21 protein-coding genes are annotated in these 25,810 nt (G+C 45.2%); 9 read left to right on the top strand and 12 right to left on the bottom strand.

From position 1 onward, the window contains the following. The first annotated feature begins 140 nt into the window (after window positions 1-140). The gene (locus ACXAC1_RS16410; protein WP_475062840.1) at window positions 141-1,802 is read left to right on the top strand and encodes a nitrite/sulfite reductase; all 1,662 of its coding nucleotides are present in this window, start codon (window positions 141-143) and stop codon (window positions 1,800-1,802) included. Further along, window positions 1,786-2,265: a DUF934 domain-containing protein gene (locus tag ACXAC1_RS16405; RefSeq protein WP_475062839.1), complete on the top strand. Its 480-nt coding sequence runs from the start codon at window positions 1,786-1,788 to the stop codon at window positions 2,263-2,265. Before ACXAC1_RS16410 ends, ACXAC1_RS16405 begins: the two co-directional genes overlap by 17 nt. Window positions 2,266-2,413: 148 nt before the next feature. On the opposite strand, the gene ACXAC1_RS16400 is transcribed toward ACXAC1_RS16405, so the two are convergent. Further along, complete coding sequence (locus ACXAC1_RS16400) at window positions 2,414-3,565, bottom strand: M14 family metallopeptidase (protein WP_475062837.1); 1,152 nt, start codon at window positions 3,563-3,565, stop codon at window positions 2,414-2,416. A gap of 36 nt (window positions 3,566-3,601) precedes the next feature. Between ACXAC1_RS16400 and ACXAC1_RS16395 the strand changes: the two genes are divergently transcribed. Both ACXAC1_RS16395 and ACXAC1_RS16390 read left to right on the top strand, forming a co-directional pair. Next, a complete protein-coding gene (locus tag ACXAC1_RS16395; protein ID WP_475062836.1) occupies window positions 3,602-4,111 on the top strand; it encodes a hypothetical protein in 510 nt (169 codons plus the stop codon). 472 nt (window positions 4,112-4,583) lie between these two features. Beyond that, window positions 4,584-5,069: a putative 4-hydroxy-4-methyl-2-oxoglutarate aldolase gene (locus tag ACXAC1_RS16390; protein WP_475062835.1), complete on the top strand. Its 486-nt coding sequence runs from the start codon at window positions 4,584-4,586 to the stop codon at window positions 5,067-5,069. Window positions 5,070-5,146: 77 nt separating this feature from the next. Here ACXAC1_RS16390 and ACXAC1_RS16385 read toward each other — a convergent pair whose 3' ends face one another. The 4 genes from ACXAC1_RS16385 to ACXAC1_RS16370 are packed head-to-tail and all read right to left on the bottom strand — an operon-like array spanning window position 5,147 to window position 12,113. Further along, complete coding sequence (locus ACXAC1_RS16385; RefSeq protein WP_475062833.1) at window positions 5,147-7,846, bottom strand: Hsp70 family protein; 2,700 nt, start codon at window positions 7,844-7,846, stop codon at window positions 5,147-5,149. After that, a complete protein-coding gene (locus ACXAC1_RS16380; protein WP_475062832.1) occupies window positions 7,846-9,594 on the bottom strand; it encodes an Hsp70 family protein in 1,749 nt (582 codons plus the stop codon). Before ACXAC1_RS16380 ends, ACXAC1_RS16385 begins: the two co-directional genes overlap by 1 nt. After that, on the bottom strand, window positions 9,595-10,188 hold the full coding sequence (locus tag ACXAC1_RS16375) for a DUF2760 domain-containing protein (protein WP_475062831.1): 594 nt from the start codon (window positions 10,186-10,188) through the stop codon (window positions 9,595-9,597). A gap of 5 nt (window positions 10,189-10,193) precedes the next feature. After that, entirely contained in the window at window positions 10,194-12,113 is a 1,920-nt protein-coding gene (locus tag ACXAC1_RS16370; RefSeq protein WP_475062829.1) for an ATP-binding cassette domain-containing protein, read from the bottom strand. Between the two features lie 250 nt (window positions 12,114-12,363). Here ACXAC1_RS16370 and ACXAC1_RS16365 point away from each other — a divergent pair, with 250 nt between their 5' ends. The 5 genes from ACXAC1_RS16365 (at window position 12,364) to ACXAC1_RS16345 (ending at window position 18,732) form a co-directional block, all read left to right on the top strand. Next, window positions 12,364-13,494, top strand: a complete 1,131-nt coding sequence (locus ACXAC1_RS16365) for an efflux RND transporter periplasmic adaptor subunit (RefSeq protein ID WP_475062828.1) — start codon at window positions 12,364-12,366, stop codon at window positions 13,492-13,494. Next, window positions 13,491-16,601, top strand: coding sequence for an efflux RND transporter permease subunit (locus ACXAC1_RS16360; RefSeq protein WP_475062826.1), 3,111 nt, complete (start codon window positions 13,491-13,493; stop codon window positions 16,599-16,601). Before ACXAC1_RS16365 ends, ACXAC1_RS16360 begins: the two co-directional genes overlap by 4 nt. 108 nt (window positions 16,602-16,709) lie before the next feature. Next, window positions 16,710-17,480, top strand: a complete 771-nt coding sequence (locus ACXAC1_RS16355; protein ID WP_475062825.1) for a motility protein A — start codon at window positions 16,710-16,712, stop codon at window positions 17,478-17,480. A 3-nt stretch (window positions 17,481-17,483) separates the two neighbouring features. Beyond that, window positions 17,484-18,263 carry an OmpA/MotB family protein gene (locus tag ACXAC1_RS16350; protein ID WP_475062824.1) on the top strand — a complete coding sequence of 260 codons (780 nt, stop codon included), beginning with the start codon at window positions 17,484-17,486 and terminating at the stop codon, window positions 18,261-18,263. Window positions 18,264-18,300: 37 nt separating this feature from the next. After that, the gene (locus ACXAC1_RS16345; RefSeq protein WP_475062822.1) at window positions 18,301-18,732 is read left to right on the top strand and encodes a PilZ domain-containing protein; all 432 of its coding nucleotides are present in this window, start codon (window positions 18,301-18,303) and stop codon (window positions 18,730-18,732) included. A gap of 86 nt (window positions 18,733-18,818) precedes the next feature. Here the strand turns inward: ACXAC1_RS16345 and ACXAC1_RS16340 are convergent, their stop codons facing one another. From ACXAC1_RS16340 to trpA, 7 genes are all read right to left on the bottom strand, one after another. Next, the gene (locus tag ACXAC1_RS16340; RefSeq protein WP_475062821.1) at window positions 18,819-19,991 is read right to left on the bottom strand and encodes an O-succinylhomoserine sulfhydrylase; all 1,173 of its coding nucleotides are present in this window, start codon (window positions 19,989-19,991) and stop codon (window positions 18,819-18,821) included. A gap of 93 nt (window positions 19,992-20,084) precedes the next feature. Continuing rightward, window positions 20,085-21,593, bottom strand: coding sequence for an amidophosphoribosyltransferase (purF, locus tag ACXAC1_RS16335; protein WP_475062820.1), 1,509 nt, complete (start codon window positions 21,591-21,593; stop codon window positions 20,085-20,087). Between the two features lie 67 nt (window positions 21,594-21,660). Further along, window positions 21,661-22,194: a CvpA family protein gene (locus ACXAC1_RS16330; protein WP_475062818.1), complete on the bottom strand. Its 534-nt coding sequence runs from the start codon at window positions 22,192-22,194 to the stop codon at window positions 21,661-21,663. 69 nt (window positions 22,195-22,263) lie between these two features. Then, the gene (locus tag ACXAC1_RS16325; protein ID WP_475062816.1) at window positions 22,264-22,851 is read right to left on the bottom strand and encodes an SPOR domain-containing protein; all 588 of its coding nucleotides are present in this window, start codon (window positions 22,849-22,851) and stop codon (window positions 22,264-22,266) included. Between the two features lie 8 nt (window positions 22,852-22,859). Further along, complete coding sequence (gene folC / locus ACXAC1_RS16320) at window positions 22,860-24,095, bottom strand: bifunctional tetrahydrofolate synthase/dihydrofolate synthase (RefSeq protein WP_475062814.1); 1,236 nt, start codon at window positions 24,093-24,095, stop codon at window positions 22,860-22,862. A 3-nt stretch (window positions 24,096-24,098) separates the two neighbouring features. Then, window positions 24,099-24,965, bottom strand: a complete 867-nt coding sequence (accD, locus tag ACXAC1_RS16315) for an acetyl-CoA carboxylase, carboxyltransferase subunit beta (protein ID WP_475062813.1) — start codon at window positions 24,963-24,965, stop codon at window positions 24,099-24,101. A gap of 38 nt (window positions 24,966-25,003) precedes the next feature. Continuing rightward, window positions 25,004-25,810: a tryptophan synthase subunit alpha gene (gene trpA / locus ACXAC1_RS16310; RefSeq protein ID WP_475062812.1), complete on the bottom strand. Its 807-nt coding sequence runs from the start codon at window positions 25,808-25,810 to the stop codon at window positions 25,004-25,006.

Here is a 25,810-nt window from a genome sequence, read left to right as displayed (position 1 = left end):
TTTTCCATTTAGGAAGAATCAAGACACTCTTCGTTAGTCGATTTTTTTTTAAAGATATAGATAAATATTCATTTTAGGAATAAAGGATTTTTGGTAAATTTACCCTACCTAAAATTTATACAACAACGGTTCAGTCTTTTATGTATCAATACGACGCAATTGACCAGCAGCTAGTGGAAGAGCGTGTGGCACAATTTCGCGACCAAACTCGCCGCTACCTGAATAAAGAGCTAAAAGAAGAAGAGTTTCTTCCTTTACGCTTACAAAATGGCCTATACGTTCAGCGCTATGCTCCTATGCTACGTATTGCCATTCCTTACGGAATGGTTTCCAGTACGCAACTACGACTTCTAGCAGACATCACTCGTCGCTACGATCGTGGCTATGGTCATTTTAGTACTCGCCAAAACCTGCAATTGAACTGGCCTAAGCTTGAAGATGTGCCAGATATTCTTGCTGAATTAGCAACAGTTCAAATGCATGCAGTACAAACCAGCGGTAACTGTATCCGTAATACGACAACAGACCAGTATGCAGGTGTTATCTCTGACGAGGTAGCAGACCCTCGCCCATATTGTGAACTGATTCGCCAGTGGTCTACATTCCACCCAGAATTCGCGTTCTTACCACGTAAATTCAAAATTGCTGTCTGTGCAACAGATTCTGCCGACCGTGCAGCGACTCAAGTACATGATATCGGTCTTCATATTAAGAAAAATGATGCCGGAGAGATTGGCTTTAAAGTCATCGTTGGTGGTGGTCTAGGGCGTACACCAATGGTCGGTGAAACCATTTCTGAGTTCATTCCTCGTACTGACCTTTTGACGTACCTTGACGCGATCATTCGTGTTTACAACCAACAAGGTCGTCGTGACAACAAGTACAAAGCACGTATTAAGATCCTAGTGAAAGCATTAGGTATTGAAGAATTCCGTAAGCGTGTAGACGCTGAGTGGGAACACCTACGTGGTACTGAAAGCACTGTTCCAATGAGTGAGTTCGATCGTTTAGCAAGCTTCTTCACTGAGCCAGCTTATGAAGCGCTTGAAGATCAACCTGCTGAAATAGCTGCAAAAATCGCTGAAAGCAACGGTTTTGCACGCTGGTACGAGCGCAACACATTCGAACACAAAAAACCAGGCTACCGCATTGTCACGCTTTCATTGAAGAAACCAGGTATCGCACCAGGTGATGCGACAGCAGATCAAATGGAAAAAGCAGCGAACCTTGCGGATCAATACAGCTTCGGTGAATTGCGCGTTAGCCATGAACAAAACCTTGTACTGGCTGATGTTCGTCAAGATCAGTTGATCGAGCTTTGGGAAGCCGCGAAAGAAAACGGTTTTGCTACGCCTACTCTAGGTCTATTAACAGATATGATCTGTTGCCCAGGTGGTGACTACTGTGGTCTTGCCAATGCGAAATCGATCCCGATTGCAGAGCAAATCCAAGAGACTTTCGACAACCTAGATTACCTATTCGATATCGGTAATGTTGACCTTAACATCTCTGGCTGTATGAATGCCTGTGGTCACCACCACGTGGGCAACATCGGTATCCTTGGTGTAGATAAGAAAGGTGAAGAGTTCTACCAAGTATCTCTAGGTGGTGCTTCTGGCCACGATGCATCGATCGGTAAGATCCTAGGCCCCTCTTTTGCTCAGGAGCAAATCGGTGGCGTGATTCAGAAAATCATTGGTGTTTACGTTTCTCAACGCACCGAAGAAGAACGCTTTATTGATACCTTCCGCCGTATTGGAATTGCACCATTTAAAGAGGCCGCATATGCCAAAGATAATTAAGAACGGCGAAATCGTCGAGAACACTTACGTATGGCAACAAGACGTCGAAGCTGCTGCCACTGAGAACGCGATCGTACCAATGCAGAAATGGTTGGATAACCAAGACAGCATCGGTAAAGTTGCTGGTATTTGGATTGATGCAGGCGAAGGTGTTGAACCTCTTGCAGGTGTTGACTTAAGCCAATTTGATGTGATCGGCGTTAACTTCCCAACGTTTATGGATGGCCGTGGCTTCAGCTACGCTCGTCTATTACGTGAGCGCCTAAACTACCAAGGTGAAATTCGTGCACTTGGTGCATTCATGGCTGACCAGCAAGGTTACTTGATTCGTTGTGGCTTCAACAGCTTTGAGTTTGCAGAAGACGTTAACCTTGATATCGCGTTAACTCTGAACAAACCATTCAGCGTTGCTTATCAAGGCGATGTGGCGGATCCACGCCCAATCTTCTTACGCCGAGGTTAATCCGAGCGTCTGCAAGAATTAAAAAAGCCGAGCTACTAGCTCGGCTTTTTTATGCTTGTACGAGTAGCTTTGCTCATGGTGAGAAACCTTTTATCGCGGGGTACAACCCGCTTGTACAACACAATTCTATCTCAGAAAAGAAAGGCTCTTAATCGCCCTTCATATATTCGCTGTTGACCACATGGTAAATCGGGTAAAGCACATCAGCACCCAAAATCTTAGAGCGCTCAGGCGACCAGCCAACGACTTCGTCAGGTAAATTCTGATTGTCTTTAAATGGCATTTCTAACGTTAATGACAAGCAGCGGTAGGTATTACCAACCCATTTAGAAGCCACGGTCAGTGTTTCTTCACCGTAACGTACTTTTTCATAGCCGATTTCGTTTTGGAAATCAGGGCTAACTGCAGTGAAAATTTCTTCGAATATGGCTTCCATATCAGCAATACGCTGATCGAAGTTTGGCACACCTTCACAGCCATCAACGAAGTTTACTGGCAGCGTTTCATCACCATGAATATCCAAGAATAAATCAACGCCTGTTTCAGCCATTTTCTTCTGCACAGCCAGTACTTCAGGGCTACGCTCTTCTGAGGCCCGCTTCCATTCACGATTTAGGTTTACCCCTTTACTGTTAACACGCAAATTACCGTGTACGGCACCATCAGGGTTCATGTTTGGTACGATGTAGAATCGACATTGTTCCAACAAAGCACGAGCAACAGGGTGTGACTCGTCAAAGATACGCTCCAACAACCCTTCCATAAACCACTCTGCCATGGTTTCACCAGGGTGTTGACGTGCAATTATCCAAATATTCTTCGCCAAGCCTTGAGTCTTACTAATCTCAAGCATCGTGATATCACGGCCTTCAGCAGTTTCACCGATATGATGTGTAATACAGTCCTCATAACTTGCCGCCCAAGCGACCATGTCTAAGTGACGCTCGTAGCTGTAAGGCGCAAAGTAAGCGTAATAAACACTGTCTTGCTCAGGAGTATGAGTGACTTCCAATACCCCCTCGACATATTCAGTTGGTACACGAAACCAATGTTCTCGGTCATACGATGCGACCGCTTGGTACCCATCCCAACCTTCCGCAAAGGCCGCGTCTGACGCATTCTCAAAACGGATGACACATTGCTCACCCATTCCACCTTGTAAACGGAAATAGAACCACTGGAAGAAATCAGAGTTTGTATCTTTGGGTATATTTACTCTAATATTGTCCGGCTCTGTGGCGTCGATCACTTCGATATTACCGCCATCAAAGAAACTGCTGATTTTGAGTCGGCTAGTCATTCACTCTTCCTTAACGCTAGGCTGTTAATTTTCATTATGGCAAGTTTACCCATATTCATAAGCGCTGTCGCTAACTCTACGGACGAACCACACTTTCCACTGTTATTTACTTGGTCCACACACGACGCTCAGATCAAAGAAGTCTTGGTAACCCCTGACGATGACTGGTTACACGAGCATTCCATTGAACCCAACCTGCAAAATCTAGATGAACAACAACTGTACGAGTTCGGTTATGAAGCCCAAGACATCTTGTCAGAATGGGCAACCGAACTCGATACTGACACCATGTATGCTGTTGATGCAGAGTCGGTAGAGGCGTTAGTCGAAACACTATACGATACAAAAGGCTTAGATCCTGCCTTTGAAATCGTATCCATTGAACAATGGTTTAATGAGCGTGACATCAACCTTCACCGCGCTCGCGTAGAACAAGGCGATAACACTCCTTTGCACCTGTTAAGCCCTGACGAGCAAATCATGAGCTTGTTACAACTTGCAGCAAATCATGACTTGCTAGACTTAAGCGACTTGGAAGTAGAATAGTTTCAAATGTTGTCTGAATAACGAATATAAACGAGGTGCTATAGCACCTCTCTTTTTATGTCACTAAAGTGATTAAAAAATTTAGATCATATGTTCCGTCTTCATTGGGGGAGTAAGCTTTTTTATCGCGGGTACAACCCACTCGTACGGTCCAACTCCGTTTGGGGAAGCAAGCGCTTTTTTATCGCGGGTACAAACCGCTCGTACAACTCGATTGCGTTCGGGGAAGTGAGCTTCTTTATCGCGGGTACAACCCGCTCGTACGGTCCGACTCCGTTAGGGGGAAGCAAGCTTCTTTATCGCGGGTACAACCCACTCGTACGACCCGACTCCGTTCGGGGAAGTGAGCTTATTTATCGCGGGTACAACCCACTCGTACGACCCAACTCCGTTCGGGGAAGCAAGCTTCTTTATCGCGGGTACAACTCGATTTAGATCAGGAACAGCCATTTTCATCACTTTGGAATTTATTATGAAAGACATTCTACCTGACCTGTGCGACCTATATCCTAATCATGTACAAATTGCCGAGCCTATTTTCCAAGACTTTGGTGGCCGTGATAACTTCCATGGCGAAGTCGTTACAGTTTATTGCTTTGAGGACAATAGCCGAATTCGGGAACTTGTCCAAACACCCGGTAAAGGCAAAGTCTTGGTGGTAGACGGTGGCGGTAGCCGGCGTAAAGCGTTGCTTGGTGACATGCTTGCAGAGAAAGCCGCAACCAACGGCTGGGAAGGCGTGGTGATTCACGGTGCGGTTCGTGATGTCGCTGCGCAAGCTCAAGTTAATCTTGGCCTGAAAGCCCTATGTGCTCACCCAATGCCAACCGAGAAAAAAGGCTTGGGCGAAGTCGGTAAAACACTGTCTTTTGCCGGTATCGTAATCGCAAACGGTGATTACATCTATTGTGATGCAAATGGTATTTTGGTTGCCAAGCAACCTTTAGCCCTACCTTAAGCAAGCAATAAAAAAGAGGAAGCACATCACTTCCCCTCAAGTTCACACTAGGTGAATAAGCTCTGCTGAACAGCAGACTAACCTAAAGATAGTCCAATCGGTAAGGTTTCGCCAACCAATTTAGAAAGGTCGGCATCCGTGAGCTCAGAACTGTTCTGCTCTAGACGCTGAGACCATTGAGCGGGACATTTGTCTTTCTTAAGCTTATCAAGCACCTTTTTACGCAGCGACTTCAGCTCTTTGCCGTCTTCATCAGAACTTAGTTGGACCATCAAAACCGCGGCCAAGCCCGCCTGTTTACGTTTCTTCCAATCCTCTTTAAGCGCATCCTGAGTCAACTTAATCGCCAACGCTTGGTCAAGTGTATTGCCCTCTTCATCTAACAATAATCGACGTGACGCTATACGACCTACTGACCACCATGCCGTATCTGGCTCGGAAGATTTCTTAAGGCGTTTTGAGAGCCAATCAATCGTTTCAAGCTTACGCTCTTTGGGCAGTCGCTCAAGTGCTCCCACCATACGAATCATGTCATCGCTGGATTTCGTGGTAAGTGCTTTTTGCTTTTCACGAGATCGCTGTCCCGCTGGTGAGTAATATTGAGCAAACTGCTTGTACAAATTTTCCTGCATCGAAACAGAAAGCCCACCAGCAATACGGCGATACAAGGTCCAATGTTGCCCCCACACTGGTGCTTGATCATGCTTAGGGCCTTGCTTCGTTGCATTCATCGTCTGCTCAACCCGAGCTTCATCGCCTAAAGCACCATAGCCTGGACGTAAGCAGAAACCAATCAACTGCAACCACTGGCGCTCATGTTGAGGCGACTTGGTACGACCACTTTTCACAGCTAACAATTTATCAACTAAACGACGAGAAGTGGCCAAGTTCCATTCTTCGCGATCACCAAGTAAGCGGTCTAAGTCCTGCTTAAGGGACTTCACCAAATCTGGGTATTCTTTTTGGCCAGCGGCAGAAAAACATTTCACTAAATGCTCTTCAGCTTGCCCCATATTACTGTGTAACGGGCCATCTTGATCGTTTGCGGCATTCTCTTCTGATGACTTAGCCACACCAAAATGCAGCACCCACTGATCTTTTCGTGCCAGTGAAAGCAGCTCTACTTTAAGAATACCCACTTCCGTCATGGTGGCAGACAAAGCCACTTCAACAGTGTCGTTAGAGGCATTGCCATCAAGCTCAGTCACTAAGTTTGAGACAAAATGAAGGCCTGATTCATCAGACTTCAACTCCCCCACATCACAAGATAAATGGTCATCACAACGATACAGAGGAAATTGAACCTGTTCGCCCATTTTCACTTTAAAGGTTTGCGATAGCTTGATTTGCTCTTCTTTTGGCGTACCTTTTGGCAACAGTCCTAGGAACTGACCATCAGCAAGCTTCAATAACAAACTGTGAGCCACACCACTTTCGATCCGTTCAGACTCACCCGCTAAAGAGCGTAGGTACTGGGCGGCACCTTTCGCAACCGCATCGTTTGGCTCTGAAGCATCGCAGACAATAATGGGACTATCAGACCATTGGTTAAGCTGTTCTAAAACACGACTTTTTAGAAGATCACTGTTGAACAAACCACCGTTAAACAACACCACATCAGGCATATTGGTACCTGTTGCAGCGCTTATTTCATCTCGGTGGGAAGCAAGAAAAGCCGCTAAATGGCGGGTAAAGGCCGCATCACTTTCATAAGGCAAACCCAGAGTGTGAACAGCGTAGTCGCTTTTCAGTACTTTGGTATCAAGTGCCTCTAGCGGTAGGAACCCTGTTTCCACTTGCTCGACTAATTGAGCACGTTCAACCGTAAACTTCTGTGAGCCGCCAATCAAACGACTGCCACCACCCAAAACCGTTAAAGTAACGGATTCTGGTGCATCTTGCCCTAACAAAGACTCTTTGGCTTTACGGGTTTGTTGCACCAACGCTGCCAAACGAGAAGCAGACAATGCCGAAATCTGACGAGGGTCTAACTGGTACGCAAGTGCCTGATCAAGGTTGTCGCCACCCAACAGTAGATGATCCCCTACCGCGACACGTTTAAGACTAGTCTTTTTCTGGCCAGTAGTATCAATACGAACCAAGCTAAAGTCCGTGGTACCACCACCAATATCAACCACTAAAAGCATTTTTCCTTTCGCCAAGACGTCCAGGTTTTCTTGATTGCGAATAAAGTGATAACACGCGGCTTGAGGCTCTTCGAGTAAGTACAACTCGCCAAAACCTGCTTGCTGAGCAGCTTCAAGGGTTAGAGCTCTCGCTTCTTCATCAAACGAAGCAGGAAGCGTCAACGCAACATCTTGCGCTTCAATTGGACTAGCAGGAAAAGCATGATTCCACGCCGCTCGAATGTGCGACAAAATAAAGGTACTAGCTTGTAGTGGACTGACTTTACGCGATGCTTCACTGCCCCAAGGGAGGATCGATTCGCGACGGTCAACTTGGCGATGACTCAGCCAGCTTTTTGTACTTTGAACCAATTGACCAGAACGGCGCTGACCAAGCTCTAATGCGCCATGCCCCACAATTAAGTCTGTGGCCTGCCCACGCCACGGAAGAACAGGCTCGATTTTACCGAGTTCATCTTTGGCTAATAGGTAAATCGCACTCGGTAAACGCGTGGATGGGCGCACCGTCCCATCCGCCATAAACTGAGGTATTTCCAACAATTTGGGCTCTGTCTCGCCCGCCGCAAGGTAAGACACCACACAGTTAGTGGTGCCCAAATCAATACCAATACGAAATCGAGCGTTTGACATTAAGACTCCCTAACTTGGAATTCGATTGTCCATACTAAGTCAGAATTTACATCGTGCGCTTGCAATAGCAGTAATCCAAGCTCTGTCACACGAGCAGACAAGCAAACACGCACCATATCGCCTTCTTGGTAATGACCAGCATCCAATGCAATGGACAGTGGGCTAAGCTCACTTAAGGCCGGAACTGAGAAAGACGGAATAACTTTACCGAGCGTATCGACCTCAGCACCTTGTGATTGGAAGAAACGGAAAGTAACCGTTTCCCCTACCACAAGGGAAAACTCGTTTGGCAACATCTGCTCGTCAGAGCCTTCCTCTAGACCAAACGGTGCCACACACAATGCATCGACGGGAGGAGCCATGCCAGGGATCGCAGGCATTGGGCTTGCGACACCAATGTAGTAGTTCGCGGCTAAGCCGCTTTTTACTTTAACGCCGCCTTCTTGCTGAACCTTCTCATAGAAAGCTGCACCTTTTGCTACTGCATAATCAAGGTGCGCAGGCGTTAGCATCGTTAATTCTGTGTGCTCACCAAGCATCTCCTGAAGACGCTGCTCCAGTAAATCACGGATTGGTTTCGCGTTAAACACACCACCGTTTAGCAGTACTTTATTAGGAACTACTTCAACGGTTGCAAGGAATTCTGAGATGTGGCGTGTGATCGCAGGGTCCGCTTCGTAATCAAGGTTGATGGCAGCAAAACCTGAGCGTTGAGCAGCTTGAGCACGTTCACCTAAAGTGACTACTGGAAAGAAACCAGCCAACAATTGTTGCTGAACATCTTGCTGGGTCAACGTTGCTTTAATGCTGTTATTAAACAAGCTACGACCACGACTAGGTACCACTACAGTGGCATCCACTAAATCTTGATTACCTAACAAGCGCTCTTTCGCTTCACGACACGCTTGCGTTAAGCCTGTAATTTGCCAAGGTTCAAGTTGAGTGCCTTGTTGTGCAAGTTGACCCGCCAAATGGTACGTCAACGCCATGTCCATGTTGTCACCACCTAGGAGGATATGGCGACCTACTGCAACACGTTCAAGACCTAGACTGCCGTCTTGGTCAACGGCTTGGATCAAGGATAAATCAGTGGTACCACCACCTACGTCAACCACCAGAATATGATCGTCAACGTTTAGTGCATCCGTCCATTTAGGTTGATCTGCCAACCAAGCGTAGAAAGCGGCTAATGGCTCTTCGATTAAACGAGCGCGAAGACCCGCTTTGTTGGCAGCATTTTCTGTGATGGCACGGGCAGCAGGATCAAACGAGGCTGGCACGGTGATCACTACTTGCTGATCGACCATTGGCGCATCTGGAAACTTATGATTCCAAGCGTTCACTAAATGCTCGATGTACCATTCAGTGACTTGTGCAGGGGAAACTTTTTCGACTTCTTCGAGTGCATCAACAGGCAAAACCTGCTCGTCAGCATTCACGCGTGAGTGACACAACCAACTTTTCGCGCTCTGCGCCATACGACCTTGTGACTTGCCACCTAGCTCACGCGCTAAGGCACCGACGATCACATCAACTTTGCCCCAAGGAAGCTGACGATCACTTTCTAAAAATTCCGTTGAGTGTGGGAAGTAAGCAAAAGATGGCAGCAATGCCAATTCTTCCACTCGGCCCGCAGCAGTAAGCTGAGGAATCAATAACTGTTGAAGACTTGCATCTTCCCCCTGCTCTGCATAAAAAACTGCCGAGTGAGTAGTACCCAAATCGATACCAATAAAATACTGTGCCACTTAAACCTCTACTTCCGCAGGCGCCAAAATATGTAGGCTGTCTGTGTTAGAAACTTTTGGTAGGTTGGTTGCCGTTACTTGCCAACCTGGATGAATCAAGGTACCTGCGTATGGGCCTTCACCCTGCACACGACCTTCAAGTTTGATCGCTTTTGGATCATAGTTCGCAGCCACTTCTACGCGGCTGTTTTCAGGCGCACCATTTACCACATCAACGGTAAAGTATTGACTAACCACCTTTGAACAACCTGCATGGATCTGACGAGCGGCAGCACCAACATCCGCATCACTGTAGCCATCAATGCTCTCTTTTACGAAGTCGATAAAACGCGCTTCTTGCTGCAAAAGCTGTAACAGTTGAAGTGCACCATCTTCGTTAACGGTATCAAGCTTAGGCGCTTGCACCTCAACCTCTTTCACCACTTCAACTGTTTTCGTGATGATTTCTGGTTCTACTTCTGAGGCAAATTTCTGGCCTTCGCTAACCGCTGAACAGCGCGCAGCGTATTGACCATTACCCATGTATTTAAAAAACTGGCCGAACGCGCCAAAGAAGCGCGAAACAAAACCAATGGATTTGATTTCATCTGACATAGTATTTATCCGTTCTGCATTTCTTCAAGCTCGACCCAACGTTCCATCGCGTCTTCGAGCGCTTGTTCTGTTTCGCTAAGCTTCGCCAGAGTAGCTTGAACCTTTTCTTGGTCACCAGTGTAGAAATCAGCCGCTGAAGTCACTTCATTCAGCTCTTCTAACTGCTGTTCTAAGTCGGCTAATAGATCAGGCATCGCATCAAACTCACGCTGAAGTTTGTAGCTTAGTTTGCTCTTAGCTTTGGCAGGCTCCGCGGCTTTTTTAGGTACTTCGGCTTTCTTTTCAGCCTTTTTCTCTGCCTTTTGCGGTTTTTCTACTTCAGCGGTCGATTCATCAGGGAATTTACCACCTTGACGAATCCAATCCTCGTAACCACCCACATACTCTTGAACGTTGCCTTCACCTTCAAATGCAATCGTACTGGTGACTACGTTATCTAGGAATGCACGGTCGTGACTGACTAGAAGCAAAGTCCCGTCGTAGTTCATCAGTAGCTCTTCTAGAAGCTCCAGTGTTTCTACGTCTAGGTCGTTGGTCGGTTCGTCCAATACCAATAGGTTGGCTGACTTTGTGAAAAGCTTCGCCAGTAGTACGCGGTTTCGCTCACCACCTGATAAAGCTTTTACTGGTGTGCGAGCTCGCTCTGGCGGGAACAAGAAATCTTGTAAGTAACCAATGATGTGACGGTTCTGACCATTGATTTCAATGGTGTCTTTACCTTCGCCCACGTTATCCGCTACCGTTTTTTCAGGGTCTAGCTGATCACGTAGTTGGTCAAAATACGCAATTTCAAGCTTGGTACCTTGTCGAACTGTACCTTGGTTAGGCGCGAGCTGACCAAGAAGGATCTTTAAGAAGGTACTCTTACCGCAACCATTCGGGCCGATCAGACCGATGCGATCGCCACGACCTACCACGAGATCCATTGGCTTAAGAATCACTTTGTCACCGAATGAATGGGCAACTTGAGTAAACTCAGCCACCAACTTACCGGACTTCTCTTTGCTATCCAGCGTCATTTTCGCGGTACCTTGACGGTTCACGCGTTCTTTACGTTCTTCGCGTAATGCCTTTAAAGCTCGAACACGGCCTTCGTTACGGGTACGGCGAGCTTTGATACCTTGTCGAATCCAAGCTTCTTCTTCGGCTAATTTCTTATCAAATAATGCATTGGCACGCTCTTCTTCTTCCAAAAGCTTTTCTTTGTAATCTAGGAAAGCAGACAACGAGCCCGAAAACGACAGCATGTTGCCACGATCAAGCTCGATAATACGGTTGGCTAAGTTTTCCAAGAAACGACGGTCGTGGGTAATGAACAGGATCAAGCCACGGAACTGTTTCAACTGACTTTCCATCCACTCAATGGTTGGAACGTCCAAATGGTTGGTTGGCTCGTCCAGCAGTAATACATCTGGATTAGACAACAAAGCTTGAGCCAAGATAACGCGACGGCGCCAACCACCAGACAGCTCTGACATAAGTTTGTCAGCAGGTAACGCCAAGCGTTGGATCATATGGTTAACACGCTGGTCAAGGTCCCAGCCTTGGCGTTTATCCAATTCGTTTTGGATACGAGCTAATTCATCATGATGCGCATCGTCAAAGTCGGCAAGCAGCTCATTGTATCGCTGCATAAGCTGGTGGATATCGCCACCGCCCTCACTGACAACTTCACGAACTGTTTTATTATTCGCCGCTGGCAATTCTTGCGGCAACTGAGCAACACGCATACCGCCTTCTACTCGAATCACGCCTTCATCAGGAATTATTTCACCAGCAATGATTTTTAGAAAAGTAGACTTACCCGCGCCATTTCGGCCGATGATCGCTACTCGTTCTCCGGCTTCTGCAGAGAAGCTGACTTTACTTAGCAACGGATGATGGCCAAACGCTACGCTCACTTGGTCGAGTGTTAATAAACTCATAGTATTCCGTAAAAACAGGGTCAATTTAGTGCGGCAATGTTACCACTGTTCTTAGGTAAAGATTAACTACAGGCGTCTTTTTGCGTTGATTTTTAATATATTTTCCTTAACAAACAGACCCTTTTGTCTGTAATGACGTCCTATAAATCATCCAGATATCAATATTTCTCATATTTGATGGTACGCTTCACAAGCCTAATGCGTATAATTTGCACAAAAATAACGCTTACTTGGATGCATGGAGTAACACATGGATTTTCGAAACAAACTTGGGCCGACGCTAGCGATCAGTATGGCTGGGCTTGCCGCAATTTGGTTATTAAGTGGTGAAAATGGCATCACGCAAGCACAAGCACAAGCACAAGACACGTCATCTAACGAAACCAAGCCTTCCGCTTCTAGTACTAACAAGCCAGCGTCCTTATTCAAAGTCACAGCTGTACATTCTACCTCTGAGCCAATCCCCCAAACGATTAAACTGAGCGGCTACACCAGCGCAAACAATACTCTGAGTATTACCAATCAACGTCCTGGTTATGTGGCAAGCGTTAATGTTAGCAAGGGCGATCGAGTCAATGCAGAACATGTCCTGATCGAAGTAGATAGACGCGCCTTAGAAGCGAATATCGTTCATGCACAAGCATTGGTAAAACAAAGAGCATTAGAGCTAGAAGGTATTCGCAAACTTACAGGTCAAAAGCTGACTTCTGAAGTGAGTGTTGCGTCAGCAGAAGCGGCGCTGGCCAGTGCAAAGGCAAACCTTACTACTTTAAAAATTGATCTTGAAAATAGTAGGGTTCGAGCGCCGTTTACAGGCGTGATTAATGACTTCAGCATCAAGCCAGGACAATGGCTAAATGACGGCGCAGTGGTTGCCACCCTGATTGACCTTAACCCTCTAAAAGTAGCGGCTCAATTACCACAAAAATACTTAAACAATTTATCTATCAATTCTGATGTCGAGCTCACAATCAATGGTCAAGAAACAAAACAAGGCAAAGTTAGCTACATCAGCATGACAGCGGACAATGCAACCCGCGCCATTCCTTTTGAAGTTAGCATTGATAACTCCGACGCCAAACTTTCCGCGGGTTTGAGTGCTGAGATCAACCTTATTCTAGGCCAGATTGAAGCACACCCAGTATCGCCAGCATTACTCAACGTTAACAATGATGGTCAGATGTCTGTTAAGACCTTAGATGGAGATATCGTCACCGATTCACCTGTCCAAGTTGTCAAAACTGACCGTGAATTTGCATGGGTATCAGGCCTCTCCACAAAAAGCACCATTATCACTTCCGGTCAGGGTTTTGTGAAAACTGGTGACCAAGTAGAAGTTACGATTGAACCTGCTCAGCTAACTGAAGGGACATCATTATGAGGACGGTTATCGATGCGGCATTAACTCGGTCACGAACTGTGTTGATGCTGTTTGCATTACTACTTGTTTCTGGAACTGTCTCTTACATTGAAATACCAAAAGAAAGCTCACCAGACATCAGCATTCCGATGGCCTATGTGTCAGTGTCACTTGAAGGGATTTCGCCGGAAGACTCAGACAGTTTATTAGTTCACCCATTAGAACAAGAGCTTCGCGGTGTTGAAGGACTTAAAGAAATACGCTCAACTGCGTCAGAAGGTCATGCCTCCATTATCCTCGAATTTCAGTCTGGCATTGATATTGACCAAGCCATCATCGACACCAAAGACAAAGTAGACCGAGCTAAAAGCGAACTGCCGGATGATGCCGATGAGCCAACGGTCACTGAGATTAATTTATCAACTTTCCCTGTTATCCGAATCAACTTGTATGGCAATGTAGCTTTTACAACGTTAAGTAGCATCGCCAACCGCCTGCGAGATGATCTTGAAGCCATTGAAGGCGTATTGGAAGCTGACATCAGTGGAGATCGAGACCAACGTGCTGAAATCATTGTTGATCAACAAAAATTAGACAGCTATGGCATCAATTTAAGCGATGTTGCAAGTCTAGTATCAAGCAATAATCGACTGGTTGCAGCAGGTAACCTCGACAGTGATGCGGGACGCTTTCCGGTAAAAGTTCCTGGGTTACTCAAAACAAAACAGGACATCATGGACTTGCCTGTAAAAGTCGCGGGCGATCAAGTCGTGCTACTTAAAGACATTGCGACTGGGGAAATGACGTTTGAAGACCCAAACAGCTATGCTCGAGCGAACGGCCAACCAAGTATTACTTTAGCGGTGTCTAAACGTGTCGGTGCCAATATTATCGACACGCTATCTAAGGTTAAGGAAGTTGTAAGTGAGAGCCAACAAAACTGGCCTGAAGAACTCGAATATAGCTTAACTCAGGACCAGTCCGAGGAAATCGAAACCTCGCTAAACGATTTATTCAACAATGTTCTAGCAGCCACATTGTTAGTGATGATCGTGATTGTTTGGGCACTTGGCGTCCGCTCATCCATCCTAGTTGGACTGGCCATCCCAGGCGCCTTTTTAACTGGCATACTGTTTCTTAACCTACAAGGTTACACCATCAATATGGTGGTACTATTCGCCCTAATCTTGAGTGTCGGCATGTTGGTTGACGGCGCCATCGTCGTTACTGAATACGCGGATAGAAAACTTGCTGAAGGCGCCTCCAAACAACGCGCTTTTGCCGAAGCCGCAAGACGTATGGCCTGGCCGATTCTCGCCTCTACTGCAACCACTCTAGCGGTATTCATGCCATTACTATTTTGGCCTGATATCGTAGGCGAGTTTATGCGTTATATGCCTATCACCGTTATTGCGACATTATCTGCATCACTTTTAATGGCATTAATTCTACTTCCAACATTGGGCGCTATCATTGGCAAACGCGGAGCCTACTCTCCCAGTGCTTTAAGGACACTACAATTAACTGAAGATGGCGATTTAACGGAACTATCAGGACTGACTGGTCGCTATGGTCGCATTCTAGCTAAGCTAGTGAATTATCCGAAGTGGGTCTTGTCATTCGCCATAATTCTACTGTTCTCCGTAATCGCTGTTTACGCATCGTTTGGTAAAGGGGTTGAATTCTTTCCCAACGTTGAGCCAGAAGTTGCAAACTTAGAAGTCAGAGCGCGCGGCGATTATTCACTTAGTGAAAAGGATGCTTTTGTTAAACGTGTTGAGGACATCATATTACAACACCCTGAGCTTGAAAGTGTCACCACCACGACCTACAACTCACCACCAGATAATGGAGCCGCTGATTCGATCGGCACCATAACTATGGAGTTTATTGATTGGTATTTACGACCCTCCGCCGATGCCATTCTTTCTAAAGTTCGCGAGGAAGCTCAGCAAATACCTGGCATAAAAGTCAGCACCGTTGTGCAACAAGGAGGTCCACAATCTGGTTCTGACATAGAGCTGCAGCTCACATCTAGTTACAACGAGTCGTTAAATTTGGCGGCTGATCGCATTGTGGAGTCTTTACAACAACGACCTGAGATTGTGTCTGTGAACGACGATCGCTCTTTGCCTGGTATTGAATGGCGTATTGAAATTGACCGCGCTGAAGCCAGCAAATACGGCGTAAACGTCAACACATTAGGTAATGTTATTAAGCTTGTCACGACGGGGATCACTCTCGGGGACTTTTTACCGGAAGGGGCAGAAGACAAGATCGATATCGTTCTGAGATATCCAGTAAACCAAAGAACGTTGGACCAGCTTGATGAACTTCATATCCCCACTAACCAAGGGATTGTTCCCGTTAGTAATTTTGTTCAGCGCTACGCTGCCCCAAAACAGGGGTACATCCACCGCGTGGAAGGTAAACGCTCAGTAAAAATATCCGCTGATGTTCAGGATGGTTTAGTCGTTGACCAAGTCATACAGGAAATACGCAGTGAACTAGAACAAGCGGGATTGCCTACTGATCTTCATTATGAGTTTCGTGGTAATACGGAAGATCAGCAAAAAGCAGCCAGCTTTTTAATCAAAGCATTTGGCGTTGCCTTTTTCATCATGGCCATTATTTTGGTCACCCAGTTTAATAACTTCTTTCAGTGCTTGCTTATTCTCAGCGCGGTTGTGTTCTCAACCATGGGTGTGTTCATTGGCCTACTATTAAAGGGCGAACCTTTTGGCATTGTGATGAGCGGCGTTGGTGTTATTGCTCTAGCGGGGGTTGTTGTTAACAACAACATTGTTTTAATTGATACCTTTAACACCCTTAAAGCAAAAGGCATGACGGCTAAAGAAGCCGCCGTTCGTACCGGCGTACAACGTCTGAGGCCCGTAATGCTAACCACCATCACTACTATCTTAGGGCTACTACCTATGGTTTTTCAGCTCAATATTGATTTTATTCATCGTGAATTGAGCCTAGGAGCCCCCTCTTCCCAATGGTGGACTCAGCTCTCAACAGCAATAGCGGGTGGCTTGGCATTTGCAACACCTTTGACTTTAATCCTTACCCCTTGTCTTTTGGTACTAGGACATAGAAACAGGAAGCGAGAACAGAATTTGTAAGAATTACGACTGAATGTCATACAAAAAACTTACAATTCACTTGTGGTGATGCTCGTGCATCGACATAATGAAAAGACATTTTATTGCAAAAATTAGGTAGTTAGCTCAATGGATTTTGCATCTTTTATTGGAATAATTTCAGGTATTGCACTAATTGTTTCCGCTATTTTTCTAGGCAGTAGCGACTTTAGTATTTTTATCAACATACCTGGCATCATGATTGTGATCGGTGGCACCATTGCCGCCACCCTACTGACTTTTCAGTTTAAAGATACTATGGCCGCTCTGCGGGCGATGTTTATAGTCTTTGCTCAAGACAAACAAGACCCGCAAGCTATGATTGCAACCATGCTACAGCTTACTAAGATCGCTCGACGTGAAGGTCTGGTCGCCTTAAGCCGCGTTGAAGCAGACTCTCCATTCCTTAAACGAGCTTTAGGGATGGCATCCGATGCCTCCGATGAAGAATACATCCGTAACACTCTTCAAGCAGATATAGATTCATTAAAGATGCGTCATTTTGTGGTGCAAGATGTGTTCAAGAAAATGGGCACCTACGCGCCAGCATTTGGTATGTTGGGGACTCTAATAGGTCTAATACAAATGCTTTCTCAACTTGATGACCCAGAAACCATTGGACCGTCCATGGCTGTGGCGCTTTTAACCACATTCTATGGTTCATTACTGGCAACTGTGATTTTTAACCCTATAGCTGGTAAGCTAAAAGCCAGAACCATTCTAGAAATTCAAACACTCGAGATTATTCGTGACGGCACAGTAAGTCTACTAGGAAGCAACAACTACCTAGCAGTTTATGAGCGATTATCCTCTTACATTCCAGCTCATCAGCGTAAACCTGCAGGAATTGGCGGAGAGTAAACTATGAGCGATCCATTATTCGATGATGATGAAACTGCGGGGTGGATATTTACATTTGCTGACCTAATGTCATTGCTTTTAGTGTTTTTCATTCTTCTTTATAGTTTATCAAGAATGACCGAAACAACACTGGTAGCAGCACTTTCATCAATCCAAATAGCACTTAATAGTAATGGCGCACTAATCAGGCAAGAGCCCTTACGCTATTCCGGTGGAGGTACAGAGACAATCAAACCTGCCGAACCACAAATGGCAACGAACAAAGAGCTGGTCTATGCGAAAGACCCCATTGACGAAGAAGTTCGTGAAGAGGTCAATGAAATTGCCAATGATGTGGTAAGTAAGTTTGTCGCCAACAATCTTGAAAGCCAAGTAATGGTTTTTGAGGACGGGGAGAAGATCACCATTCGAATCGATGGCCACTCGCTGTTTGAGTCTGGTGAAGCAGAGATTTTATACAGCGCCGAGCCGATTTATGAAACTTTACTGGGGATTTTTAACCGTTACCCTGATTACAATATCAACATTAAAGGTCATACAGACAACATTCCAATTAACACGGTGAGATTTCCAAGTAACTGGGAGCTTTCAGCGATTCGGGCTACCACTACTCTGCGTTACTTTTTAGAAAATGGAATCCCTCCCGAACGTATGACTGCAACAGGCTATGCTGACAGTATTCCTTTAATGAGAAATGATACAGAAGAGCATCGTGCTGTGAATCGACGAGTAGAGTTTGTTCTTCAACGTGACAAAGACAAGCCAATAAACAAAAACCAATAATCAATAGGTGCGCTCAACACGCTCACAAGGAGTCAGTATGGCGAGTGATAAAAATATGACATACCACTCCAGTGAGCGCAGAAATGCCGTCAGGGTTACTCCTAACGGCCATAAGCTTTCTTTTGATCAAGGCTCTTTTAAACTCAATTGCCTTGATATCAGTATGGAGGGTGTTGCCCTAAAAAGTGATAAATCACTGCCAACTTTAGAAGGTGAACAAGTCGCGTTTGTTCTCGACCAAGACGATGTAATCATTGGCAAGGTAAGAGCTAGATTAGTGTATAAGCAAGATGCGCGTTCTGGTTGGCAATTTACTGCTCTAGAAGATGCCGTTAGAAGCTTTATCGATCAGCTCGTACTCGACACGCAAAAAGATGCGTTACGTAAAGCTGCTGGTGAGCGGCTGGCAGAAAAAGAAAAACAATTGTTAGATCTAGACGATAAAAGCAATAGCAATGATTTCGATTAACGTTTTTTGACAGACGTTAGTGCATTAAAAGTAAAAGGGAGTTGGTACATGTAGCCAACTCCCTTTTTCCTATTAGAATTAGCAATCTATACTTTTGCCAATGCTTGTTCTACATCAGAAATAATATCGTCAATGTCTTCAATACCGACAGAGAGACGTACTAATCCTTCCTTGATGCCTGCAGCCAGTTTTTCTTCATCGGTTAAGCGACCATGCGTGGTCGTTGCTGGATGTGTTACGAGTGTTTTCGTGTCACCTAAATTGCCAGTGATCGACATGAGTTTAACGTTATCAATAAACGTCCAAGCGGCCTCACGACCGCCATCAAGCTCGAATGACATTACGCCACCAAAGTCTTTCTGCTGCGCTTTTGCAAGCTCATGATACTTATGGGATGGTAAACCACCGTAGTTTACCTTGGTAACTTTAGGGTGATTTTCAAGAAACTCAGCTAACGCCAATGCATTCGAAGAATGCGCTTTCATTCGAAGACTTAATGTCTCAAGACCATTCAAAAGCACCCATGCATTAAACGGGCTCATCGCAGGACCAGCACTACGCATAAAAGCGACAAACTGATCCACAATCTCTTTAGAAGAAATCAGAGCACCACCCAAGCAGCGACCTTGTCCGTCTATAAATTTAGTGGCTGATTGCATCACAATGTCAGCCCCCTGCGTTAGAGGATTCTGCAAAGCAGGCGTCGCTAACACCGTATCAACACACAATAATGCACCTTTAGCGTGTGCAAGCTCAGCCACTTTAGCGACATCCACGACTTCGTACAAAGGGTTTGATGGCGTCTCAAAGTAACAAAGACGTGTATTGTCATTAATTTCACGTTGCCATGCCTCATAATCGGTTGCGTCAACGTAAGCAATCTCTACGTTGTACTTGGCCATGTAAGCATTGAAAAATTTAACCGTTGAACCAAAAATATTACGTGAACAAACAACCTTGTCACCCGCTTTAAGTAGCGAGTAGCCCAGTGTCATTAAAGCCCCCATACCTGAAGACGTAGCAATTGCAGCCTCCCCTTTCTCAAGAGCCGCTAATCGCTTCTCAAACATCTCTACAGTCGGGTTCGTGAAACGTGAGTAGACATTTCCATCAAGATCACCACAAAACTTACCCGCTGCTTCTGCTGCGCTAGAGTAAGCGAAGCTTGATGTCATAAAGATCGCTTCACTGTTCTCTTGCTCTTGGGTTTGACGAATACCTGCTCTTACAGCAAGTGTTGCATCTTTATATTCAGACATAGGTCACTCCAAGTTGACACTTTAAAAACAACTAAGCCAGGTGAAAACCTGGCTTAGCATGAGCAAAAACAAACAATCGCTAAGCCAATGCTATTACATTGGGTGCATTAAATCGTTGTTTGCAGCCTCTTCTACCGAAGCTTTATTTGAATCACTACGCGCATTAGCAAGACCGCTCAAGTAATCTTGATCAATATTGCCGGTAATGTATTTACCATCGAAAACAGATGTATCGAATTCACGAACATCAGAATGTTTTTCATCAATACACGCTTCAATCAAGTCTTCCAAGTCTTGGAAGATTAAACGATCCGCACCGATCAATTCACAGATTTCGTCTACTGTACGCTCATGAGCAATTAGCTCAGTCGCAGCAGGCATATCAATACCGTAAACGTTCGGGTATCGAACTTCAGGCGCAGCAGATGCTAGGTATACTTTTTTAGCACCCGCTTCACGAGCCATCTCAATAATTTCTTTACTCGTGGTACCACGAACAATTGAGTCATCAACCAATAACACATTCTTATCTTTAAATTCGAAAGGCACTGGATTCAATTTCTGACGAACAGACTTTTTACGTACCGTTTGACCAGGCATGATGAAAGTTCTGCCGATATAGCGGTTTTTAACTAAGCCTTCACGGAAAGGAATATTTAGCTCTTGAGCAATCTGAAGTGCTGCAGTACGGCTTGTATCAGGGATTGGAATGACCACATCAATGTCATGATCAACCCACTCACGCTTAATCTTAGCAGCAAGACGGTCACCCTGATTGATACGTGCCTTGTATACAGAAATGCTATCAATAACTGTATCCGGACGAGCAAAGTAAACATATTCAAACAGACAAGGGCGAGGTGCTTTCGCTTCTGTACATTGACGTTGATGAACATTGTGCTTCACATCAAAGAACATCGCTTCGCCTGGACGAATATCACGCTCGATCTTGAAGCCAGCTGCATCCAGAGCAACGCTCTCTGAAGCCACCATGTATTCCGTACCGTTCTCAGTTTCTTTAGAGCCATAGATAAGTGGACGAATACCATCTGGGTCACGGAACGCTAAAATACCGTAGCCAGTAATCAAGGCAACCACCGCATAACCACCTTCGATACGCTTATAAACGCGCTCTAAGGCGTTAAAAATATCGTCAGGAGTTGGTACTAATTTACCTTCTTCATGAAGTTCATGAGCCAAGACGTTAACTAATACTTCAGAGTCAGACGTAGTGTTAATGTGACGAAGATCCGACTCAAACACTTCCTGCTTTAGCTTAGCCGTATTAGTAAGGTTGCCGTTGTGGGCCAACGAAATACCGTAAGGAGAGTTCACATAAAACGGCTGAGCTTCAGCTGAACTAGACGTACCCGCAGTCGGGTAACGAGCGTGTCCAATACCGATATTGCCGTGCAGTTTTTTCATGTGTCGTGTACGAAACACTTCACTCACTGGACCATTATCTTTGCGCAAGCATAATAATCCGTTATGGCTTGTAACCATACCAGCAGCGTCCTGACCGCGATGCTGAAGAAGCGTGAGAGCGTCAAAAATGGTTTGGTTAACCATCGACGTGGCTACGACACCAACGATACCACACATGTATATATACCTCGTGATTTGGGGGAACGACTTCGTCGTTTATTTAAAACTTCGCATGTAAATGCGATTAACTTGTTAAAGTACGCTCGATAAGGGAGCTATCATAGACTTCACCCCCTTTGCCTAACATCTCACGCACCCAATCTTTTAATACGACCAATTGTGGTACTAACTGTGAAGATTTCCACATATCAGATTTTTCTATTGCAGGGCTTAGGCTTAGCAACGAAATGAAAGCCACAACAATCAAACCACCTCGCACAAAACCAAACAGCATACCTATAATGCGATCTGTGCTACTTAGACCAGTTGCCTGAACCAGGGAACCCAGAACAAAATTAACCAGTGCACCAAGCACTAGAGTAGCTATAAATAATGCGACAAATGCCACAACATAGCGTATTTGATCGTTCTGCACTTGATCGACTAACAATGTTTGAAGTGGACTTGTGAACTTAACGGCAACAATAAAAGCAACGACCCATGTTACTAATGACATCACTTCCTTCACAAAGCCGCGCTTTAGACTCAATAATGTCGATAACACCACCACTGCAATAATCATCCAGTCGAGCGTTGAAATTGATTGAATCTGATCCATGCGTACCTCTAAATTATGCTGCGCAGTTTACCAAAAGATTACGGTATTCCAAGCAACAAGATGAAACAATTACGAATTCGGCGAGTATTTAACGACAATCCCGCTTAACTTGAATTCTTTCTGAACTTTCTGTTTCATTTTTTCTGACTCTTCTCGCTTAAGCTCTGGGCCAACAAACACTTTAAACAAAGAGTTCGTTGTCATCACATAAGCTGGATAACCTGCATCCTTTAACTTCTTCAACGTTCGAGTGGCGTTATCTTGCTTGCCAAACGTAGCAACCTGAAGAGTCCAGCGCTCACCGATCGGAACCGGGTCCTTCGTTACTTTTAAGACAGGTTCCACAGACTTCACTTCAGGTTCCACCACAACCTTTACTGGCTCTTTAGCAACAGGTTTAACGGGTTGTGTTTCAGGATCAGAAGGCAAAAGTTCGATGCTATTTACGTCAACGGGTTCGTCTGGGATCTCCATTTCAGAAACCGGTTGAACTGGCGCAATCGCCACCTCAGGGAACTCAGGGCGCTCTGGAACACTAATCTGAATATCTAATGATTCCGGACGCTCCCCATCTAAAACAAGAGGAAAAACTATCGCCGATGATGCTAATATAAGTCCGGCACCTATCAACCGATATTTAGATTTCGTATCCAACATTCAGTTACCTACTTAACAACATGAGTTGACAGGTATTCTGACACAGTTAAGAAAGAGCCAAATACAACAACGACAGAATCCTTTGTCTTTGCCATCTGTTTAGCTTGGCTTAACGCTTCAGACATAGACTGATGACAAAGTGGATTGCTACCTTCCACGTACCGAGACAACTCTTCGCCTTTAGCACCCCTTGGCCCAGGTAGATCGATAAAGTGCCACGCCGCGAAGGAATCATTTAACGTATCCATAACACTGGCTATATCTTTATCTTTCAGCATGCCGCAAACAGCAATTGCAGGCTGCTCAAGTTGAGCAATTTGTGTTTTGAGTTGACTTGCCGCCTCTGGATTATGGGCAACATCGATATACACACAAGGGGCTTCTTCAACCAATTGAAAGCGACCCAAGAGCGTGGCAGACTCAAATAACACAACAAGGTCTTTATGGCTTATTTCTAGATCCAGCTGAAGCAATGTGGCAATCACCGTTGCGGCGTTTTCCAAAGGGAGCTTTGGAAGTGGCAATTCAGCAAACTCTTTGCCTAAACCTTTCCAGGACCACTTTTTGCCATCGACACTGAATGAGAAGTCTTCATGTTTTTGAATAAGTTGAGCACCAACTTCTTCGGCAACTTTGGCGATCGTCGCAGGCGGATTGACCACACCAGAAACTAAAGGTTTAGTTTTTCTGGCAATACCGGCTTTCTCATAACCAATACCATCAATCGAGTCACCCAGCCAGTCCACATGATCAAGTGCGATAGAAGTAATCACAGCAAGATCCGTATCAATCATATTGACGGAATCTAATCGCCCCCCCAAACCTACTTCTAATACCCAGTAATCTAGCTCAAGGTGATTAAACACCCAAAGCGCAGCCAAGGTTGAAAACTCAAAGTATGTTAGAGGTGTGTCACCACGTGTTGTCTCAATAACCTCAAATGCTTCACAGAGTACAGCATCTGAACATTCCTGAGCATCAATCTGGACACGTTCATTGAAGCGGAGAAAATGAGGGGATGTATAGGTACCAACATTAAAGCCAGCATTCACCAAGTATTGGGTCAACATAGTACAAGTTGACCCCTTGCCGTTTGTCCCAGCAACAGTGATAACTTTTGCTTTAGGTCGACCAAGGTTCAAGGCATTTAAAACCTTTAAACCACGTTCCAGTCCGAGCTCGATCTCAGCTGGGTGCTGGCTCTCAATGTATGAGAGCCATTCAGATAAAGACTTAGCGGTCATTAATTAGGCTGCTTTGTTCGTCAAGATCGATAAAATGTTGTACAAGCGATCACGCATTTCATGACGTGTAATAATCATGTCTAGCGCGCCTTTATCCAGTAAGAACTCAGAACGCTGGAAACCTTCAGGAAGCTTTTCACGTACAGTTTGTTCAATAACACGTGGGCCTGCAAAACCAATCAACGCGTTTGGCTCAGCTACATTTAGGTCACCCAGCATAGCAAGTGATGCCGATACACCACCAAATACAGGATCTGTCATAGCTGAAATATAAGGAATCCCTTGTTGCTTCATGCGCTCCAGGCCTGCACTGGTTTTCGCCATCTGCATCAAAGAAATCAAAGCCTCTTGCATACGTGCGCCACCTGATGCTGAAAAGCAGATCAAAGGAATACGTTTTTCAAGACAAACATTAACGGCTTGTATGAACTTTTCACCTACAATTGAGCCCATTGAGCCACCTAGGAAGTTGAACTCAAATGCCACCGCTACAACAGGCATGCCATTCAAAGTACCTTCCATAGCAACTAAAGCGTCTTTTTCACCAGTTGCTTTTTGTGCCGAAAGCAGACGATCTTTGTATTTCTTGGAATCTTTAAACTTCAGTTTATCTTCCGGCTCGAGATGAGCCGCGATTTCTGAGCGCCCTTCTTTGTCAAGGAAAATATCCAAGCGGCGACGCGCATTGACACGCATATGGTGTTCACACTTAGGACAAACGTCTAGGTTCTTTTCAAGCTCTGGACGATACAAAACGTTGTCGCATTTTGGGCACTTTTTCCAAAGTCCCTCAGGCACACCACCTTGTTGTGTTCGCTTCGATTCATTGCGCATAATCGAAGGAACAAATTTATCTAACCAACTGCTCATTTAACTCTCCAAATTAATAACTTACTGATCGCTTTCGCTTACTTGTCCATTTCCGAACGCATCGGCAACATGATAGCCCGCAACGCATCAGCAACTTGATCCTGTGTACTTTCCTTCGCTTGGGCGATGGCATTAACTAAAACACTACCGACAATAACTCCGTCTGAACATTGGCTCACTGCACGTGCTGTGCGCGCATCACGAATACCAAATCCAACACCTATCGGCAGGCTTGTAATTTCTCGTAACGATTGAACATGTGACGCAACCTTATCAACATCTAACGTTGCTGAACCTGTCACTCCTTTTACCGAAACGTAATAAACATACCCAGATGCCAAATCACAAATCTTTTTAGCGCGAGCTGGCGTTGTTGTGGGCGATAAAAGATAAATCAAATCAATGCTGTTACTGCGGAAGCATTCTACAACATCTCTCGCCTCTTCTGGAGTCAAATCTACTAATAAAATGCCATCAATACCGGCTTCTTTTGCTGCATCAGAAAAGGCTTGATAACCAAAGAACTCTATTGGATTCAAATACCCCATTAAAACAACAGGTGTTTGCTGGTTTATTTCGCGAAACTCAGCAATGATTTCCAATACTTTGCGAATGTTCGTTCCCGCCGCAAGAGCGCGCTCACACGCCAACTGAATCACTGGACCGTCAGCCATTGGATCAGAGAATGGCATACCGATCTCTAAAATATCCGCACCTGATTCAACTAGGGCATGCATCAACTCAACGGTATACGCAGGAGTTGGATCCCCAGCGGTAATATAAGGAATTAATGCTTTTTTGCCATCAGCCTTTAATTGCTGAAAACATTGTTCGATACGACTCAT

It is taken from the genome of Marinomonas sp. AWM4_232, from assembly GCF_056158325.1.
Note: the sequence above shows the minus strand (reverse complement) of the source record. Positions and strands in the feature narration are given on the sequence as shown.